The following is a 20,354-nucleotide window of genomic DNA, read 5'->3' on the forward strand; positions in this document are numbered from 1 at the left end:
TTATGAAGCATATAGCATACATAGCGTTTCTATTTCTTACTGCGGTTGTTTCGGCACAAAATGCTGACAGGCAAATACAAAGTACACAGTATTTTGAAGACCGTCTTGAATTGGTAATGACTGACGGGTTTTACATTATAAAACCATATTCTGACAATATCATTGAAACCTCATTTATTCCGAAAGGGGAGGAGTATAATCCGCAATCGCATGCGGTGGTTATGCAACCCGAAAAGGTAAAATTGAAATTTAAAGACAAGAAAGATAAAATAACCTTCGCTACAAAAGGCGTTGAAGTGGTTATTGAAAAATCACCTTTCAGGATAAGCTATTATTACGGAGATAAACTCCTGCTTTCCGAAAAAGAAGGCTATGTAAAGAAAGACAGTACCGAAGTATTGCAATTTAATCTCAGTACAGAGGAAGCCTTATATGGTGGTGGCGCACGTGCTTTAGGCATGAACCGAAGAGGGAACCGATTGCAACTATACAACAGGGCACATTATGGTTACGGCGATAGGTCGGAGTTATTAAACTTTACCATGCCGTTAGTATTATCATCAAAAATATATGCGGTACATTTTGATAATGCTCCAATCGGCTGGCTCGACCTTGACAGTAAAAAAGACAATACGCTGGAGTATGAAACCATTAGTGGACGCAAAACCTATCAGGTAGTAGCTGCCGATAACTGGTACAAACTTATGGAAAGCTACACACAACTCACAGGGAGGCAACCTATGCCTCCCCGGTGGACGTTGGGTAACTTTGCCAGCCGTTTCGGTTATCACAGCGAAAAGCAGGTTAGGGAAGTGGTACAGAAATTCCGAGAGGAAAAAATACCACTGGATGCCATAGTGCTGGATTTATATTGGTTCGGTAAAGAAATAAAGGGCACAATGGGTAACCTTGAGTTTTATAAGGACAGTTTCCCTACGCCTGAAAAAATGATAGCCGACCTGAAAGAGCAGGATGTAAAAACGGTATTAATAACCGAGCCTTTTATACTTACTACCAGTAACCGTTGGCAGGAAGCGGTAGATAATAACGTATTAGCTACTAATGAAAATGGCAAGCCTTATACCTATGAATTTTACTTTGGTACTACAGGTATTGTTGATTTATGGAAACCCGATGCGCGTAAATGGTTTTGGAACATTTATAAAAATTATATCAACATGGGTGTAGCCGGATGGTGGGGCGATTTGGGCGAACCGGAAGTACACCCTTCATACGTACAGCATGCAGGAGGATTATCTGCCGATGAGGTACATAATATTTACGGTAATGAATGGGCTAAATTGGTAGCAGAAGGCTATAAAAAAGATTTTCCTAAACAAAGACCCTTTATACTAATGCGTGCAGGCTATTCGGGTACGCAGCGTTATGGCATGATTCCCTGGAGCGGCGATGTAGACAGGAGTTGGGAAGGATTACAGTCGCAACCTGAAATTGCCATGCAAATGGGGATGCAGGGTGTTAGCTATATGCATAGCGATTTAGGTGGTTTTGCAGGCTATAATGATGATGACGAATTATATGCCCGCTGGTTGCAATATGGCGTGTTTCAGCCTGTATTCAGACCACATGCACAGGATACCCTTGCTTCCGAACCAATATACAGGAGTCCGAAAGCAAAAGCATTAGCTAAAAAAGCTATTGAGTTACGTTACCGTATGCTGCCGTATAACTATACTATGGCTTTCAAGAATAATTACAGGGGCTATCCGTTAATGCGTCCGTTATTTTTTGAAGAACCAAATAACAAACAATTATTCACTGTAGCAGATGAATATTTATGGGGCGATGATATACTGGTAGCGCCGATACTGCAAAAAGGTATAAAACAGCGAAAAGTATATTTCCCGAAAGGCAGTAATTGGTTTTATGATAATAAAATGTACGAAGGAGGTTCTACTGTAATGGTTGACACGAAAGAAGATTTTATTCCTTTCTTTTTCAGGGGAGGTTCTTTTGTGCCGTATGTAGCTGATGATATTCAATCTACGGAAAGATATGCTGCTGCCAAGCTGGAAGTAGAATATTATTATGACCCTGATGTTAAGGAAAGCTGGGGCATATTGTATGAAGACGATGGTAAAACTGCTAACGCTTATGAAAAAGGTATGTATCAAATATTCCATTTTAAAAGCAAAGTAAAAAAGAATAAAGTAATCATTACAATAGATTCGGAGGTAGGATATGGTTACTCTAAAAAGGACAGAGAAGTAATGTTTTCAGTTATTACTAATGGCGTGGACTATAAAAAATCAGTAGTTATTAAAGCCAGAGAAACCGCTAAAATTGAATTTGAATTACAATAAACAGAAACAAAAACGATAATGAAAAAAACAATCCTTTTAGGTGTAATGCTTGCAGCATTCATTAGCTGTAAAGACGATAAAAAAGAGCAGGATTCTGTTGAAACGGCTCAAACAGAAACAAAAGACGAGCTTGCCCCAACGATGGAAAACAGCGTGATATATGAAGCTAACATCCGCCACTATTCGCCAGAGGGTACTTTTAACGCTTTTGCGAAAGACATTCCGCAGTTAAAACAGTTGGGAGTAAAAGTAATCTGGCTGATGCCGATTTACCCTATCTCCATGAAAAACAGAAAAGCGACAGGCGACCTTTCTATAGAGGATATTAAAGACCCGAAAGAGAAAGAGAAATATTTAGGCAGCTACTATGCTATTACTGATTATACCGCCGTAAACCCGGATATGGGTAGTATGGAGGATTTGGATAATCTGGTAAAAACAGCCCATGATAACGGCATGTATGTAATACTGGACTGGGTGGCTAACCACACAGGCTGGGATCATAAATGGATTACCGAGCACCCTGAATATTATTATAAAAATGATAAAGGGGAAGTAACCGACCCGATTAACCCTGTAACAGGCGAAAGCTGGGGATGGACAGATGTAGCGCATTTAAGCTATGAAAGCAAAGAGCTGTATGAGCCTATGAAAAACGAAATGCTTTTCTGGATAAAGGAGCATAATTTAGATGGTTTCCGTTGTGATGTGGCGGATAATGTCCCTACAGAGTTTTGGGAGTACGCCGTACCGGAATTTGAAGAGGTGAAGCCTGTATTCATGCTGATGGAATCGAACAAACCTTACCTTTTTAAAGGAATATTTGATATGGGCTACGGTTGGGATTTACACCACATAATGAATGATGTCGCCAAAGGAGAAAAAACAGTTGCAGATATTGATGCTTATATGGTAAAAAAAGACAGTATGTATGACAGGAGTGATATTATGATGAATTTTACCAGTAACCATGATGAAAACTCCTGGAATGACAGCGCAATACAGAGATTAGGAGAAAGTGCGGAAACTTTTGCAGCCCTTACGTATATGGTTCCGGGTATGCCTTTGATTTATACAGGACAAGAGTATGATGTTGACCGTCGACTTAAATTTTTCGAGAAGGACAGCATTCCGAAAGAAAAGAAAAAAATGTATGCAGTATATGAAAAACTGGGTAAGCTTAAAAATGAAAATGCAGCCCTTAATGGCGGTAAAAACCCTGCGGCTTACAATCGTATAAAAACATCAGACGATACTAACATATTGGCTTTTGAAAGGAAAAAAGACGGTAAAAAGGCATGGTATATAGCTAACCTTTCTAAATCAGCTAAAACATTTACGCTGCCTGTAACCGGTACTTATATCAATTATATGACAGGAGAGAAAATAACTTTTGAAGAAGGGCAGCAGCATGAGTTTGCGCCTTGGCAATATATTATAGTAACAGAATAAACATATAACCCCGTGCATTTGCACGGGGTTATTTTTTACTTATAGTCACTTATTTATTAACTAAAATTTTATTTTTTATGATGAAAAGAGTACTTTTTTTAATGGCCATGTTTGCCTGCACAACTATAACGTTTGCGCAGTTTGACAACATTGGAATGTTAGGAGGTTCTACCGCTACAGGGTGGGATTCAGACACAGACATGATGACTACCGACGGAGTAGTTTATACACTTAATGATGTAGAGATTGTTGTGCCGGAAGAAGGTTCAGGAATTGATCCCGGCGTAAAATTCAGAAAGGATGATGCATGGACAGACAACTGGGGAGGAAACGGCTTTCCTTCAGGTACTGCATCACCGGGCGGGGCAAATATCCCTGCTGTTAATGGTACTTATGATGTAACTTTTAATTTAAGCACATTGCAGTATAGTTTTGTAGCTACAGGCTTTAGCGAAGTTAATATTGAGATAGATGCAGTACCTTTAGAAATGTTTACTACTGACGGGATTACTTATAGTGCGAATAATGTTGCGCTTGATGCAGGTAATGTTGCTTTTTCGGTTGATGGTACTTCTTGGGGAAGTTCGGATTTCCCTTCAGGTACAGCAGTAGAAGGTCAGCAGATACCTGTTTTAGCAAACAGTTATAACATTACTTTCAATTTAGATACTAAAGCCTATAGTTTTGATTTTGTTACTATAAGTATGATAGGTGATGGTATTGTAGACTGGAATACAGATGTTGATATGGCTACTACCGATGGTATAAATTATACCTACACACTTACCTCTGCAGGAGGAGATGGTAAATTCAGACTTAACCATGACTGGAACCCCGGGTGGGGTAGTACTGAGTTCCCTTCAGGTGTAGGTTCTACAGAGGGAGGAGCAACAAACATTCCTATTCCAGCAGGAACTTACAATGTAAGTTTTAACAGAGAAACAGGGGCTTATAACTTTGACGATGTAACTGCTGGCAGAGAAGGTTTTACTGTAAATAAGCTGTCTGTTTATCCAAACCCTTCAGCTACTGTTTGGAATTTCGAAGCAGTAAACCAAAACATAAGCCAATTAGAAATAGTTGATATTACAGGTAAAACAGTATACAATACTGCTGTAAATGCGTCAGCTACTACTGTTGAAACAAGTAGTTTTGCTTCAGGGGTATACTTTGCAAGAGTTTATACAGGTGCTTCAGTACAAACGCTTAAAGTAGTTAAAAAGTAAAGAGTATACGTTTATATATCCTAATAAAAGCCTAAGCGTATAGCTTGGGCTTTTTTACTTTTTTAAAAGTATCTTTACCAAAACTTTTATATGGCGGACATTTTAAAAATAGGGCATAGAGGAGCAAAAGGTCATGTTGCTGAAAATACACTGGCATCATTTGCAAAAGCACTTGAGATGGGAGTTGATGCAATAGAACTCGATGTGCATGTATGCGCTACAGGGGAATTGGTAGTATTTCATGACTTTACTGTAGACCGTACTACAAACGGAACAGGAGAGGTGCATAAATTATCGCTGTCAGAACTTAAAGAGCTGGATGTTGAAGGAGAGCATAAAATAGCTACGCTGGAAGAAGTTTTAAAACCAATAGACAGTCAATGCTATGTAAATATAGAAATGAAAGGTAGGCATACCGCAAAACCATTGGCAGCATTATTAAAAAAGTATGTAGATGAAGAAGGCTATAGCTATACTGATTTTATAGTTTCCAGTTTTCAGTATGAAGAACTTAAAATAATGAGTGAGCTAAACCCTGATGTACATTTAGGTATACTTACACAAGCAAGTGTAGCGCAGGCATGGGAGTGGGCAGAGGAGTTTTCTGCAAAAGCAATACACCCGCATTTTTCGCTATTAACTAAAGATAATATGAAGCGTGCCCACAATGCAGGGCTAAGAGTATATACCTGGACAGTTAACGAACCGGATGATATAGCCCGTGTAAAAGATTATGGAGTAGATGGTATTATATCTGATTATCCTGAACGTTTATGAGTAAGAGTTTTGATGTAGTTATTGCAGGAGGCGGTGCAGCAGGTTTTTTTACGGCTATTAATATTGCTGAAATCAATCCGAATTTAAAAATAGCCATACTGGAACGTGGCAGCGAGGTGTTGAGTAAAGTCCGTATTTCGGGTGGCGGGCGTTGTAACGTTACACACGCCTGTTTTATCCCGAATGATTTAGTGAAGTTCTATCCGCGTGGCGAAAAAGAATTGCGTGGACCATTTAACCGTTTTTGCAGTGGCGATACTATAGAGTGGTTCGAAAGGCACGGAGTAGAACTAAAAATAGAAGAAGACGGGCGTATGTTTCCTGTAACCGATAGTTCGCAAACCATTATTGATTGTTTTTTAAAAGCTACAGAGAAATTAAAGATAGAAGTAATTACAGGCGAAAGCATACAGTCTGTATTCAAAGCAGATGATTATTGGAAAGTAGAAACCAAAAAGGAACATTACTATTGTACTGATTTGGTAATGGCAACAGGCAGTAATCCTAAAATCTGGGAACTGCTTAAAGGTGTAGGACATACTATTGTGCCGCCTTTACCGTCACTTTTTACCTTCAATATAAAAGATAAAAGAATTAAAGGGTTAATGGGGCTTTCTGCCTTAGCTTCGGTAAAAGTAAAAGGTATGAAGTTGGAGGCATCAGGACCATTATTAATAACGCATTGGGGGATGAGTGGTCCCGGAATATTGCGCCTTTCAGCATGGGGAGCAAGAGAACTCGCTGAAAAAAACTATCAATTTGTTTTACAAGTTAACTGGTTGAATGATGTTGATTATGAGGACTGCTTAGAACAGTTAAAAGATATAAAGCAGGAACAGGCTAAGAAATTAGCAGGGAAAAAATCACCGTTTGATTTACCTAACCGACTTTGGGAGAGCCTTGTTACAGCAGCAAATATAACAGATGATTTACGCTGGGCAGATATTTCAGGCAAGCAACTGCAAGCATTAGCAAGTCAGCTTACGAAAGGAGAATTTCAGGTAAATGGTAAAAGTACTTTTAAAGAAGAGTTTGTTACTGCCGGTGGTGTAGAGTTAAAAGAGGTTAACTTTAAAACAATGGAAAGCAAACTCGTAGAAAACCTATACTTTGCAGGTGAAATTTTAGATATAGATGCCATTACAGGTGGCTTTAATTTTCAAAATGCATGGACATGCGGATTCATTGCAGCACAATCTATTACAGAAAAAAATAATGCATAATACGCAACTTTTTTACTAATAGTGTATCTCATTATAAAACACTTAATTAAAAAATTGTATTATGAAAAATTTTATCTTATCACTTGGGCTGGTAGCCCTTTTAGCATCATGCTCGTCAGACGATTCAAACCCTGTACAGGAAACACCTACTGCTAATAAAGTAGTAATGCTTAAAGTAGATTTAGAAACAAATGTTTTTGAAGGAGGAAAAGAACTTACTTTTCCTGAAGCAAATAGTTTTACTATCAGTACCATTTATAATGAGCCGGGCGACTTTGGAGATATTACATTAAAATACGAAGAAGTTAATGAAACTATTTTTGCAGGTGATATAGTTTGGATGGGATTAGGAGAAATGACCTACCCTGAAACACTTAATACAGCAGATGATTTTCTATCTGTTGATGAAACAGTTGCGTTTCCTATGGAAGATAATTTTCAAATTATAGAATATAGTGAATATAATTACTACCCTGAATCGATAGACTATTCTGCAATATGGGGTGCTATTGATAATCTTCAAATAGTACAAGAATACCGTGATAGCAACCCGGATTCAAAAATTAACCTGTTTTTATATACACCAAGTGTGGGTGTAGGGAACCCTGCCGAATGGGACTGGTATGTAATATTAAAGAATTAATAATAGCATTTATAGCTTATTAAAGTCCCTGATAAAGGGACTTTTTTTGTTGGTGGGGTAAAGTATTTAAAAAGTAAACTGTTATAATGTTAAAAATTCAAGGCAATAAAAACTTTAACACAACTGTTTTTAAAGTATTGCATCTACATAATACTAAACAATTAAACTTGCTATGAAAAAGTTTTTACTGCTATTTTTATACTGGGCTTATTTAGATTGTAAACGACTTGCATTAACAATACGAAAAATAAGCCATAAAGAATAATTTATTTATCTGTTTAACCACCATATTGATATGTTGAGTATCATAGCAAACGATACCCAAAGCAGATAAGGCACAAACAAGTAACCGGCTACTTTATTAACTTTTATAAAGGTTGTAAGCGTTAAGTAAATACTTATCCATAAAATAACAATCTCTATTAATGCCAATAATGGGTTTTGCATTCCGAAAAACAGGTAGGACCATAATGAGTTCAACCCAAGTTGAACTATAAATAATAAGAGCCCTTTTTTAGCCAATTTAGGGTGTGCATTTATTTTGTTCCATACTAACCCTGCGGCTACTCCCATAGCAATGTAAAGCGCTGTCCAAACAGGAGCAAACACCCAGTTTGGCGGATTAAAAAACGGTTTTTGTATAGTAGTGTACCAAGTGGTTACGCTTTCTTGTGTTACTTTACTGCTAATATAACCTACACCAAGGCATATCAGTACCATTACTACTATTCTCCAAGCTTTTTGCATATACTGCTGTTTTTATCAAAAATACTAAACAAGTTACAGCAAAAAGCTATCTTTGCATAAATTTTTAAGATATGCTTTCCGAAAAGGATTTTATCCCTTCAGGGTATACCCATAGTGCTGATAAAGCAAATTTTAAGTGGAGTGCTCCCAGTAATATTGCCTTAGTAAAATATTGGGGTAAAAAAGACAATCAAATACCGGCTAACCCTTCTGTAAGTTTTACTTTGAATAATTGTAAAACTATTACAGAACTATCTTTTGAAAAAAGAGATAATAATTCAGGTTTTTCTTTTGATTTATTGTTTGAAGGGCAACCAAAGGAAAGTTTTCGTCCTAAAATTGAAAAGTTTTTTGAGAGAGTAGGGGCTTATCTGCCTTTTTTAAAAAACTATCACTTTACTATAGATACCCAAAACACTTTTCCGCATAGTTCCGGTATAGCTTCATCTGCTTCGGGTATGGCAGCATTAGCTATGAACTTAATGAGTTTGGAGCAATTACTTAACCCCGATATGACTGATGATTATTTCTATAAAAAAGCATCTTTCCTGGCAAGGTTAGGTAGTGGCAGTGCATGCAGAAGTGTAAAAGGTAATGTAGTAGAGTGGGGAGCGCATAACGATTTCTTGGAAAGTTCAAATCTGTATGGTATAGCATTTCCGTATGTAATACATGATAACTTTAAAAACTATCAAGACACTATTCTGTTGGTTGATAAAGGCGAGAAACAAGTTTCCAGTACGGTAGGGCATGGTCTTATGCATGGTCATCCGTTTGCTGAGCAGCGTTTCACTCAGGCACATGACAATCTTTCGGCTATAAAATCAGCATTAGAAAGCGGTAATATTGAAAAGTTTATTGCAATAACAGAAAGTGAAGCTTTAACCCTGCATGCTATGATGATGACTTCATCGCCATATTTTATATTAATGAAGCCTAACACACTGGAAATTATTAACAGAATATTGGCGTTTAGGCAGGAAACAAAAGCACCTGTTTGCTTTACACTTGATGCAGGAGCTAATGTGCATGTATTATATCCTGAGAGTGTAAAAGAAAAAGTTTTGGAATTTATTAAGAATGAATTAGTTGCATTATGCCAAAACAGTCAGTACATTTGTGACAGTATTGGTAATGGTGCCGAAAAATATTAAATTTTAAGGTTTATTGTTTTTTGATTACCTTTAATAAAAATTACCTCGATGAAAGGACCTTTGTTTTACTCTAAAATATTACTCTTCGGAGAGTATGGAATTATTAAAGATTCCAAAGGGTTATCTATTCCCTATAACTTTTATAACGGGGCTTTAAAGAGAGATGAAAATACAACCGAGCAGGCAGTTAAATCAAACGAAAGTTTAAAGCGTTTTGCAGCATATCTTGAAGAGTTACAGCAAAACCAACCTGACTTAGTTACGTTTGATATTGATGCTTTAAAGCAACACGTTGAGGAAGGGATGTATTTTGATTCTACCATTCCGCAGGGGTATGGAGTAGGTAGTAGCGGTGCGCTTGTAGCAGCAATATACGACCGCTATGCCCACAATAAAATAACGGTTCTTGAAAATTTAACCAGAGAGAAATTAATACAGCTTAAAGAAATATTTGGGCAAATGGAAGCCTTTTTCCATGGTAAAAGCTCAGGGCTTGATCCACTGAATAGCTATTTAAGTATTCCTATACTTATAAACTCTAAAGATAATATTGAAGCAGCAGGTATACCCAGCCAGATAACAGATGGTAAAGGAGCTGTGTTTTTATTAGATTCGGGGATAGTAGGCGAAACTGCACCAATGGTTTCTATATTTATGGAAAACCTGAAAGAACAAGGCTTTAGAGATATGCTTAAAAAACAATTTGTTAAGTATACTGATGCTTGTGTGGAGAACTTTTTACATGGTGACTTTAAGTCGCTTTTCTCTAATACCAAAAAGCTGTCTAAAGTAGTATTAAACAACTTTAAGCCGATGATACCGGAGCAATTTCATGAGCTATGGCAAAAAGGAATTGAAACTAATGACTACTATTTAAAACTATGTGGTTCCGGTGGCGGCGGTTATATACTTGGTTTTACCGAAGACCTTGAAAAAGCCAAAAAAGCCCTTGACGGACATAAACTGGAAGTAGTGTATCAGTTTTAATTAGCTTTTATTTTTATCACTTAAAAAATCACGGTACCAATACCCTGAGTTTTTTACGGTACGCTTTTGTGTATCGAAATCTATATGTACTAACCCAAAGCGGGCATGGTAACCTTCTGCCCATTCAAAGTTATCGGTAAAAGTCCATATAAAGTAACCATCTATTTTTAGTCCTTTTTTATGCGCTTTCATTACTTGAGCAATATGCTCCTGTATGTATTTAGTACGTTTAGTGTCATTTACTGTTCCGTTAATTACTTTGTCAGGAAAAGCAGCACCGTTTTCGGTTACAATTATCTTTTTTATTTGCGGATAAGCATTAAACTTTTTTAGCATATGGTAAAGGGATGGCGGGTGTATCTCCCAACCCATTTCGGTAGTAGGTAAACCACGCTTTTCTGCACTTACAAGTTTTGCTCCTATATAGGGTGTAAAAAATGATGATTTTATTACTTCGCGTGTATAACATTGTATCCCTATAAAGTCGAAATCAAACTGCGTTGCCTTTTCATCTTCGGGCAGCATATATTTTTTTAACTTCCGTAATACTTTAAGGCTTTTCATGGGGTAGCCTAAACCCAGTAAAGGCTCTACAAAAGCCCTGTTTAAAAGTGTGTCTATACGTTTTGCAGCGGCTATATCTTTCTTTTTTGCAGAAGCAGGCTCTATATTAGTACACGATAGAGTAGTACCTATATTGGCATTGGGCAAATGCTCTCTCAATATTCGCCCTCCCGTTGCTGTAGCTAAAGTTGCATGGTGCACCGCTTTTAAAAAATTGCTGAGACCTTTTTTACCCGGGGCATGTATGCCTAAAAAATAGCCCGCACCTGTAAATACTGAAGGCTCATTCATTACCATCCAGTTTTTTACACGGTCACCAAATTGTTTAGCACATATTGCCGTAAATTCACTAAACCAGTGTATAACCTCTCTATTAGTCCATCCTCCTTTGTCTTCAAGTGCTTGAGGTAAATCCCAATGGTATAGCGTAACCCAAGGTTCTATATTATTTTCAAGCAGATGATCTATAACATTATTATAGTAGTCTATGCCTTTTTGATTAACCTCTCCTGTTCCGTTTGGTAGTATACGTGTCCAGCTTATAGAAAAGCGAAAGTTAGGTATGTTTAATTCTTTAAGTAAATCAATGTCTTTTTTGTAGGAGTTATAAAAATCGCAAGCTATTTCAGCACTATGGTTGCTTTTTACTCTGCCTTTTTTCGCGGTAAAAGTATCCCATATAGAAGCACCTTTACCATGTGCATTACAAGCACCTTCGGTTTGAAATGCTGCCGTAGCAACACCCCATTTAAAATCGTCTCCAAAATGTGATTGATGTAAATCGGAGGGTTTGTTATATTTCATACTGCGCAGAGCTATACAGTGCGACAGTTATTAATGATGGAAGAATGATTGCATTGCCCTAAGGAAAAGCCATTCTCTCAATCGGAAGAAATTGAATATTTTTAGGCTGAAGATTTTCATAACTAACTGTTTGATAACAAAAAACGGCTATTAATATTACTATAAATGCTTTTTGCTGTTATCAAATTATTAATGTTTTGCCACAATACTAAAATAAATTATACTGAAAAGTGTTTACTGTTCGTTTATTATTAAACAAGAAAGAGTGTGTTAAATGTGAGAATTTTAAGCGGTATAGTTTTATATATTTACACTATTAAATAACCATAACACAAGTAACCCGAAAATATAGCTTTATGGCATCAAGAAAAACCAAATTACTTTTGATGAAAGTAGTGAGCCTTTTCTCAGTAGTGCGGGGCTATAATATCTTGGTTATTGCAATGGCGCAATATATTTCGGCTGTATTTATTTTAGACAGGGAACGTCGTGCACTTGATGTTATTTTAGACTTCAATTTATTTCTTATTGTTTTAGCCTCATCGTTAACAATAGCCTCAGGATATATTATTAATAATTTTTACGATGCACAGAAAGATTTAATCAATCGCCCTAAAAAGTCGATGTTGGACAGGCTGGTGAGTCAAAAAACAAAGTTATATGTATACTTTACTTTAAACTTTGTGGTTGCATTCCTTGCGTTGTTGGTTTCATGGCGGGCGTTTATTTTCTTTTCAGGTTATATATTCCTGATATGGTTTTATTCTCACAAACTGAAAAAGTACCCTGTAATTGGCAACCTTACCGCTGCATTTTTGGCAGTGTTACCTTTTTTCGGAATATTAATGTACTTTAAAAATTTTTACGAGGTAATTTTTGCACATGCTACTTTTCTTTACTTATTAATTTTAACCCGTGAGCTAATAAAAGACCTGGAAAATGTAAAAGGAGATTTTGTAAATAATTACAGAACCATACCTGTTATGTTTGGTGAAAAAACATCAAAACAAATCATTACCCTTTTAATATTCTTTACTATTATACCGGTGTATTTGCTGGTGGCAGAATATGATGTGGGTTACATGGATATTTACTTTTATGCGGGTATGATAGTAATTATATACTTCCTTACCAGATTGTGGAAAGCAAAGAGCAAAAAACAATATTTAGAACTGCATAATATTTTAAAGTTTTTAATAGTTGCGGGTGTGTTTAGTATAGTACTTATAGAACCTTCAGTATTAGTACACGGACGCAGACTTTTATCAGTTATTTAATTATATCTTTGCAAAAAAGTTTTGTGCAGATGAGTAATAACGGAAGAAGAAATACACAGGGAAAAGGAACCCCGGGTAATAAAAGAAACGAAAAGCAATCAGGTTATAATAAAGGTAAGGCAGGAAGCACTTACAATAGTAATTATAAAACCCCAAAAGGGGAGGGTAAGCCCTATAGCAAACCAAAAGCAGGAGGTGCTAAGCCAAAAACTAACTCTGATGAAATAAGATTGAATAAATATATAGGTAACTCCGGAATGTGTTCCCGTAGAGATGCGGATATTTATATTCAGTCAGGTAATGTAAAAGTAAATGGTGAGGTAGTTACCGAGATGGGGTATAAAGTTAAACTTAGCGATAAGGTTGAGTTTGACGGTGTAAACATTACTCCTGAAAAGAAAGAATACATTTTAATAAATAAGCCGAAGAACTTTGCTACATCAGGCGATGGGGAAGCGGGTATGCGCAATATAGTAGAGTTGGTACGCAGTGCTACAAATGCAAAGCTTAGACCTATAGGGCGTATGGATAAAAATACTACAGGTTTATTATTATTAACTAATGACAGTGACCTAGAGCGCAAGTTTTCGCAACCCAACCAAAAGTCATTTAAAATATACCAGGTTACACTTGGTAAAAGCTTAAAGTTTGAGGATTTAGAAAAGCTGAATGGCGGAGTTGTTCATCTTGGCGAACACAGATTATTTGTTGATGAGGTAAGTTATGTAGAAAACGAACCAAAAACTGAAATAGGTATAAAACTAAGAACACCTAACGTAAAAGTAGTGCGTTCTATTTTTGAAAGTTTTGGTTATGATGTTGTAAAGGTAGACCGTGTTGTTTTTGCAGGGTTAACAAAAAAGAACTTGCCAAGAGGTAATTTCCGTTTTTTAACTGAGCAGGAAATAATAAACTTGAAAAACATATAAGTTTAAGTTTACATAAAAGTAAAAATCCCGCTACTGCGGGATTTTTTTATGTCTAACTGTTTCTAAACTTAAAAATGTGCTTATCCGTTAAGTGCTTCAACAGTAATAGCGTTATCGTTAAGCATATCTTTCAACATGTTCTCTATACCGCTCTTTAAAGTAAAGGTACTGGAAGGGCAACCGCTACAAGCACCTTGCAGGGTTACAGTAACACGTTTTTCTTTTTCATCATACCCCTCAAAAGCAATGTTACCACCATCACCTGCAACAGCCGGTTTTACATATTCTTCAAGAATATTTACAATACGCTGTGAGGTTACATCAAGCGCATCAAAATAAGCATCTTGGTGTTTCTCTGCCTGAGATGATTGCTGTATTAATGACTCATCTATAACAGTACCGCCATTTTCTATAAATGTTTTTATAAACGAGCGTACTTCTCCGGTAACTTCATCCCATTCCGTAACATCATATTTGGTTACAGACACGTAGTTTTCATCAATAAAAATTTCCTTAACAAAAGGTAATTTAAAAAGCTCTCTTGCCAGCGGAGACGCTCCTGTTTCATCTATATTTTTAAACTCAGCAGGAATTTTAGTAAACAGCCTGTTATACACAAACTTCATTACCGATGGGTTTGGTGTAGTTTCTACATATATAGTAACAGGTATTTTTTTCTTTTCAGAAGTATCTTCGGTAACTATAATACCGCCATTATTTACAAACTCTTCTATTTGTTGTGCAACATCTTCCTGTACATCAGCCCACTCTACAATAGAGTATTTTTCTATAGCTATAAAGTTACCTGATATGTATACTGATTTTACAAACGGAAGATAAAAAAGCTGCTTTGCTAATGGTGAATTAGTAGCCTCATCAATATTCTTATATTCATAATTACCACTCTTAGCTATAAAGTTCGAAAACTCAAACTTTACAATAGCAGGATTTTGTGTGGATTTTATGTTTATTTTTTCCATGTCTTAAAAAATTTTAAACAAAATTAAAATAAAAAAAACGTATTGGGTAAGTAGGGTATTTAAATATTCGGTTGTTATATAGTATAAATCTGTCTTTTAATGTAAAAAAAGTGATAGATTTTGTTATTTTTTAAAAAATAATAACTAAAGTGTTGTCGATTATTTATATTTGGCTCTTTGTTGCTATCTAACATTTAATTTAGAAAATTTTTATATTTAATTAATAAAACTACTTTCAAAAATCGCTATACATGAAAAAACTATTACTCACTCTGTTGTTAGTTTTGAGTACGGTTGGGCTTTATGCACAGTCCGATATCGTTGTTTTCAGTACTAATCCTGATAATGAATACATAGCAGGAGAAACCCTTTCCTTTTCGGTTTTAGTTACAAACAATGGACCAAACCCTGCACAAAACGTTACTGTTTATTATCCTATTCCTTCAGGGATTACAATTCCACCGGGAATTACCAAATTTTGGTGGGAGGGTACTAATAGTTCTTCAGGAACTAATGTAGATCTTAATAATACCATTCCTGTTTTAGGGGTTAATCAAACAGTTACTTATACCATAAATATTAAAATACCTAATGACTACGTAGCAGAACTTCCTGAATTTGAAGTTAACTACGACTTACAGTCAGATTTACAGGTAGAATATACAAACAATCAGGATTATTATACACTTGGTTCTCAGTCAGTATATACAATATCAATATTTAATAATGGTCCTGAAGCTGCACAAAACGTAACAGTAAACAGTCCTCTGCCTGCCGGTATTACAGCTTCTTCCTGGAGTGGTAACGGAGCATCAGGTACAAATCAAGACCTTAATGATGTTATTACTGAAATAGGAGTTGGAGAAACAATAGAGTATACATTTACTATAGATATACCTGACTCTTACTCAGGCCCTGTAACAGGAGAGTTGTATATAACGGGAGATTTTACAGACCCCACACCTGCATGTAATCCATGTACAGATATAGATCAGCCCGTACAGGCTGATATTGTTGTTGAAAGTACCGATGGTGTAAATGTTTACACTCCGGGAACAGCATCAGTTTATACAGTAACTGTAACTAATAACGGACCGGAACAAGCGGAAAATGTAGTTGTAAACTTTGTTCTTCCTGTTGAGGTAACTACGGCAACATGGACAGGAGATAATGGTTCTTCAGGAACTATAAGTGATTTAAGTGATGCAATAGGTTCTCTTGCTGTTGATGAAACAATTACATATACGTTAACTGCTGATGTACCGGCAACTTTTACAGGAGAATTTGTTTTTTCTGCTGAAACACAAAGTGATACTGAAGATATTAACCCTGATTGCGGGGAGTGTAGCGATACAAATTACCCATTAGATACTGCTGATATTGTTGTAGTAAATACAAACGGACAAGAAATATACACGCTGGGAACAACATCAGTATATACAGTAACCGTTACTAATAATGGTCTTATAGCAGCACAAAATGTAGTGGTGCAAAATGCAATACCTGCGGGTATCACCTCTTTTTCATGGACAGGCGATAACGGTTCTTCAGGAACAGACGTTGCACTTGATGATACTATAACCACTTTAGCAGTAGGCGAAACAGTAACCTATACTATTACTATAGATATTCCTGCCGGTTACACAGGGCTTTTAACAAGTGAAACTTCGGTTACAAGTGATACTCAGGATTCAGACCCAAGTTGTGAAGCATGTACAGATACTGATTATCCTGAAGCTCAGGCTGATATTGTTGTAGTAAATACAAACGGACAAGAGGTATACACGCCGGGAACAACATCAACCTATACTGTTACAGTTACCAACAACGGCCCGTTTGATGCACAAAATGTAGTAGTACAAAATGCAATACCTGCTGGTATTACCTCTTTTTCATGGACAGGCGATAACGGTTCTTCAGGAACAGACGTTGCACTTGATGATACTATAGCTACTTTAGCAGTAGGCGAAACAGTAATCTATACTATTGCTATAGATATACCTGTGGGCTATACAGGACTTTTAACAAGTGAAACTACAGTAACAACTGACACTACAGACCCTGAGCCAGCTTGTGATGAATGTACAGATACAGATGGGAATGCTACAGAAGCAGACTTAGTTATATCTCACACATTAAATTCAGGTACTACATATACAGCAGGAACAAATGCTGTATATACTATAACAATAACTAATCAAGGTCCGGGAGCAGCTGAGAACGTATCAGTAGAAGATATTATTCCTGCAGGGCTGGATGCTGCAAGTGCAAGTTGGTATGGTAGTAACGGTTCAAATGGAACGGGTAACCTTACTGATTTGATTACACTACTTGAAGCAGATGATTCGGTTACTTATTACCTAACGATTCCGATACCAAGTGATTATGACCAGGCAGCAGATATAACAAATGAAGTAACAGTAACTTCAGATACTCCGGATCCTAATCCGGGATGTGCGGAGTGTACTTTAACTGCAACACCCGATCCTCAGGCAAACATAGTTACTTTCAAAACAAACTTTCAGGATGAATATGTGTCAAATACACAAGTTCAATACACTATAACAGTAACAAACCCGGGGCCTAGTGATGCGTATAACGTAGTACTTTATGACCCGAAACCATATCAAATTCAATTAATGACCTGGGAAGGCGATGGCGTTGGCGGTAGTGGTGTAATGAATACTGTTATACCTGTATTACCGGCAGGGGAGTCTGCGCAATATACAGTTACTATATTTGTGCCGGAAGATTATCATAATAGTGTAGGACCACTACAAAATCAAGTTTCAGTACAAAGTGAAACTCCTGATCCTGAACCGGATTGCCCAGGTTGTACTGATACAGATTTACCTGCTGCTGATTTTGTAACAGTAGATAAATATGCTTATACAATTCCTGAATTAGTTGAAGATGTACTAATTGAGGCAGAATGTGTAAACGTTTCAAACATAATATGGCAAGCAGGTAATATTAACGGAGATTTTGGTATAGCATATTTTCAGCGAAACAACTCAAACTTCCCTATAAAAGATGGAATAGTTATTCGTAACGGTAACGCTGAACTTTGTGAAGGACAATATAATAACCCACCTATTACAAATAGTTCAGTAGCTTCAGGAGCCGGAGATGCAGATTTGTTACAAGTAAGTCAGGATAATGGAAATGGAGGAACTATAAATGATGTAAGTTATTTACAGTTTGATTTCGTACCATTAACCGATACTATGAGTTTTGACTTCTTATTTGCATCAAATGAATATGGTGTTTTCCAGTGTAATTTTAGTGATGTGTTTGCTTTTTTACTAACAGACCTTACAGACGGTAGTGTAGTAAATGCTAATTTAGCCGTGATTCCGGGAACAAATATTCCTGTTTCAGTAACAAATATTAGAGATGCAGCTTATAATGGTGGTTGTGGTTCTGTAAACGTAGAATACTTTGGACAATATAACCCTGATGATCCTGCAAATTCAGCGATAAACATGATGGGGCAAACAGTGGTAATGACAGCATCATCACCTGTAGTGCCCGGACATAGTTATAAAATAAAACTTGCAATAGGGGATTATAACGATACAGCATTTGACTCTGCTGTATTCCTTGAGGCAGGAAGTTTTGATATAGGTCAGCCACAACTACCGGGAGATTTAACAATTGCAAATGGTTTAGCACTTTGTCCTAATGAGGAATATGAACTTTCTGTAGATGCGGGAGATGCAGACTTTATATATGAATGGGAGAAAGATGGACAAGTTATAGTAGACGGTGACGGAAACCCAATTGATTCATCAACAATAACAGTTACAGAGTCTGGAAGTTATACCGTTTTAGCCTCTTTTGTATCTGACCCTGATTGTCAGCTTACAGATACAATAGAGATTGAAGTTCGTCCTGATTTTGAAGCAGATGAGCCTGCGGATATACTTGTTTTTGACGATGGAACAGCACCATTAACTTTTGATCTTACTTATAACACCGCTATAACAACAGCACCTCTTTTACCTTCACCTGCTTATTATGAAGTTTACTATTATGATACAGATGAAGGAATAGATACAGGAGAAGCAATACCTTTATTCCCTGATTATGAATATGAAGGCACGGATGGAGAAACTATATATGCAGCCATATCAGGATTTGCAAACGATTGTTATACAATTAAACCGTTTAATCTTTATGTATTAACGCCACCGGAAGATATAACACTATGTAAAGAAGCTCCTCATAATGTTCCGGAGGTTATAGACCTTACAGCCCAAAACGGGGATAATATGCTTAGTACATTATTAGACCCTGCTAATTATACAATTACATACCACGAAACAGAAACAGGAGCAGAGGATGGAAGTGAAGTTATTGGCGATCCGCAAAACTTTGAGACAGACCCTTTAAATTATGTTGATAATACCAAAACAATATATGTAAGAGTACAAAATAATGAAGATGATGATAGCTATGCTATATGGACTTTTGATATTATTGTAACACTTAAACCTGCCGAAGTAGTTCTTGATCCGATATCAATATGCGAATTACCGGATGATGATAATGAAGTTATAATTGACATTACCAATCAGGAAAATCAAATAACTGATGCTTCTCCTGATGTTAATCTATTAATGACAATACATCCTACACTGGCAGATGCTGAAAATAATACAGCCCCTCTTGATTATCCATATACTATAACAGAGGACCCTGCGCAAACACTATATTTTAGAGTAATACAAGATGGAGCTCTGGATGAAACGTGTGTTACGTATATTCCATTAGAAATATTTGTAAGTCCTGCACCATCTCCAACAGCACCGGAGAATACTCAGGTATGTGATACAGATAATAATGGAAGCCAGGAGTTTGATTTAACATCTTTTGACGGTGACATCTTACTAGGTCAAAACCCTAACTTGTTTACAGTCACCTACCACGAGAGTTTAATACAAGCCGAAGACAACCAAGATGCGATTACAACCCCTGAGACCTACACCGTAGGACTAGGCACCACCACCATCTACGCAAGACTAACCAACAACACCGACGAAGACTGCTACGGCACCACCAGTTTCAACCTAACCCTAACCCCAACCCCACAAGTAGCCGCCCCAGAAGACAGCTACGCCTGTAGCGACACAGGCTACACCCTACCCGCACTAACAGCAGACGGCAACTACTACACAGAATCCGGCGGAACAGGAACCATGCTAAATGAAGGCGATGTAATCACCACCACACAAACCATCTACGTATACGCCGAAAGCGGAACC

The 20,354-nt window shown here is 36.9% G+C and carries 14 protein-coding genes; 11 read left to right on the forward strand and 3 right to left on the reverse strand.

Annotated elements, in window-relative coordinates; translation table 11 throughout:
- Positions 1-2 precede the first annotated feature (2 nt).
- From IEW45_RS13900 to IEW45_RS13925, 6 genes are all read left to right on the forward strand, one after another.
- Positions 3-2,324, forward strand: coding sequence for a glycoside hydrolase family 31 protein (locus tag IEW45_RS13900; RefSeq protein ID WP_188621871.1), 2,322 nt, complete (start codon positions 3-5; stop codon positions 2,322-2,324).
- Positions 2,325-2,342: 18 nt separating this feature from the next.
- Positions 2,343-3,776 (forward strand): alpha-amylase family glycosyl hydrolase, encoded by a 1,434-nt coding sequence (locus tag IEW45_RS13905; RefSeq protein ID WP_188621872.1) that lies wholly within the window; start codon positions 2,343-2,345, stop codon positions 3,774-3,776.
- A gap of 77 nt (positions 3,777-3,853) precedes the next feature.
- Positions 3,854-5,002 (forward strand): T9SS type A sorting domain-containing protein, encoded by a 1,149-nt coding sequence (locus tag IEW45_RS13910; RefSeq protein WP_188621873.1) that lies wholly within the window; start codon positions 3,854-3,856, stop codon positions 5,000-5,002.
- Positions 5,003-5,092: 90 nt separating this feature from the next.
- Positions 5,093-5,779 carry a glycerophosphodiester phosphodiesterase gene (locus tag IEW45_RS13915; RefSeq protein WP_188621874.1) on the forward strand — a complete coding sequence of 229 codons (687 nt, stop codon included), beginning with the start codon at positions 5,093-5,095 and terminating at the stop codon, positions 5,777-5,779.
- Complete coding sequence (locus IEW45_RS13920; RefSeq protein ID WP_188621875.1) at positions 5,776-7,002, forward strand: BaiN/RdsA family NAD(P)/FAD-dependent oxidoreductase; 1,227 nt, start codon at positions 5,776-5,778, stop codon at positions 7,000-7,002. Before IEW45_RS13915 ends, IEW45_RS13920 begins: the two co-directional genes overlap by 4 nt.
- 61 nt (positions 7,003-7,063) lie before the next feature.
- Positions 7,064-7,645, forward strand: coding sequence for a hypothetical protein (locus IEW45_RS13925; protein WP_188621876.1), 582 nt, complete (start codon positions 7,064-7,066; stop codon positions 7,643-7,645).
- Positions 7,646-7,915: 270 nt separating this feature from the next.
- Here the strand turns inward: IEW45_RS13925 and IEW45_RS13930 are convergent, their stop codons facing one another.
- Positions 7,916-8,392 (reverse strand): TspO/MBR family protein, encoded by a 477-nt coding sequence (locus tag IEW45_RS13930; protein ID WP_188621877.1) that lies wholly within the window; start codon positions 8,390-8,392, stop codon positions 7,916-7,918.
- A gap of 71 nt (positions 8,393-8,463) precedes the next feature.
- Between IEW45_RS13930 and IEW45_RS13935 the strand changes: the two genes are divergently transcribed.
- A complete protein-coding gene (locus IEW45_RS13935) occupies positions 8,464-9,546 on the forward strand; it encodes a diphosphomevalonate decarboxylase (RefSeq protein ID WP_188621878.1) in 1,083 nt (360 codons plus the stop codon).
- Between the two features lie 48 nt (positions 9,547-9,594).
- A complete protein-coding gene (locus IEW45_RS13940; protein WP_188621879.1) occupies positions 9,595-10,533 on the forward strand; it encodes a mevalonate kinase family protein in 939 nt (312 codons plus the stop codon).
- Here the strand turns inward: IEW45_RS13940 and IEW45_RS13945 are convergent, their stop codons facing one another.
- Complete coding sequence (locus IEW45_RS13945) at positions 10,534-11,901, reverse strand: GH1 family beta-glucosidase (protein ID WP_188621880.1); 1,368 nt, start codon at positions 11,899-11,901, stop codon at positions 10,534-10,536.
- A gap of 356 nt (positions 11,902-12,257) precedes the next feature.
- Between IEW45_RS13945 and IEW45_RS13950 the strand changes: the two genes are divergently transcribed.
- Entirely contained in the window at positions 12,258-13,178 is a 921-nt protein-coding gene (locus IEW45_RS13950; RefSeq protein WP_188621881.1) for a geranylgeranylglycerol-phosphate geranylgeranyltransferase, read from the forward strand.
- A 29-nt stretch (positions 13,179-13,207) separates the two neighbouring features.
- Positions 13,208-14,107 (forward strand): pseudouridine synthase, encoded by a 900-nt coding sequence (locus tag IEW45_RS13955; protein WP_188621882.1) that lies wholly within the window; start codon positions 13,208-13,210, stop codon positions 14,105-14,107.
- 80 nt (positions 14,108-14,187) lie between these two features.
- Here the strand turns inward: IEW45_RS13955 and IEW45_RS13960 are convergent, their stop codons facing one another.
- Entirely contained in the window at positions 14,188-15,087 is a 900-nt protein-coding gene (locus IEW45_RS13960) for a NifU family protein (protein ID WP_188621883.1), read from the reverse strand.
- A 251-nt stretch (positions 15,088-15,338) separates the two neighbouring features.
- Here IEW45_RS13960 and IEW45_RS13965 point away from each other — a divergent pair.
- Positions 15,339-20,354 (forward strand): FIDD domain-containing protein (locus IEW45_RS13965; protein ID WP_188621884.1); only part of this gene is annotated, 5,016 nt, incomplete at its 3' end.

It is taken from the genome of Flavobacterium suaedae, assembly GCF_014642915.1.
Lineage (GTDB): Bacteria > Bacteroidota > Bacteroidia > Flavobacteriales > Flavobacteriaceae > Flavobacterium > Flavobacterium suaedae.

What these genes read in the sequence shown, in the direction of transcription:
- IEW45_RS13920 (WP_188621875.1), top strand. Translation starts at nt 5,776, where the DNA reads ATGAGTAAGAGTTTTGATGTAGTTATTGCAGGAGGCGGTGCAGCAGGT.
- IEW45_RS13955 (WP_188621882.1), top strand. Translation starts at nt 13,208, where the DNA reads ATGAGTAATAACGGAAGAAGAAATACACAGGGAAAAGGAACCCCGGGT.
- IEW45_RS13950 (WP_188621881.1), top strand. Translation starts at nt 12,258, where the DNA reads ATGGCATCAAGAAAAACCAAATTACTTTTGATGAAAGTAGTGAGCCTT.
- IEW45_RS13940 (WP_188621879.1), top strand. Translation starts at nt 9,595, where the DNA reads ATGAAAGGACCTTTGTTTTACTCTAAAATATTACTCTTCGGAGAGTAT.
- IEW45_RS13910 (WP_188621873.1), top strand. Translation starts at nt 3,854, where the DNA reads ATGATGAAAAGAGTACTTTTTTTAATGGCCATGTTTGCCTGCACAACT.
- IEW45_RS13900 (WP_188621871.1), top strand. Translation starts at nt 3, where the DNA reads ATGAAGCATATAGCATACATAGCGTTTCTATTTCTTACTGCGGTTGTT.
- IEW45_RS13925 (WP_188621876.1), top strand. Translation starts at nt 7,064, where the DNA reads ATGAAAAATTTTATCTTATCACTTGGGCTGGTAGCCCTTTTAGCATCA.
- IEW45_RS13960 (WP_188621883.1), bottom strand. Translation starts at nt 15,087, where the DNA reads ATGGAAAAAATAAACATAAAATCCACACAAAATCCTGCTATTGTAAAG.
- IEW45_RS13930 (WP_188621877.1), bottom strand. Translation starts at nt 8,392, where the DNA reads ATGCAAAAAGCTTGGAGAATAGTAGTAATGGTACTGATATGCCTTGGT.
- IEW45_RS13915 (WP_188621874.1), top strand. Translation starts at nt 5,093, where the DNA reads ATGGCGGACATTTTAAAAATAGGGCATAGAGGAGCAAAAGGTCATGTT.
- IEW45_RS13905 (WP_188621872.1), top strand. Translation starts at nt 2,343, where the DNA reads ATGAAAAAAACAATCCTTTTAGGTGTAATGCTTGCAGCATTCATTAGC.
- IEW45_RS13945 (WP_188621880.1), bottom strand. Translation starts at nt 11,901, where the DNA reads ATGAAATATAACAAACCCTCCGATTTACATCAATCACATTTTGGAGAC.
- IEW45_RS13935 (WP_188621878.1), top strand. Translation starts at nt 8,464, where the DNA reads ATGCTTTCCGAAAAGGATTTTATCCCTTCAGGGTATACCCATAGTGCT.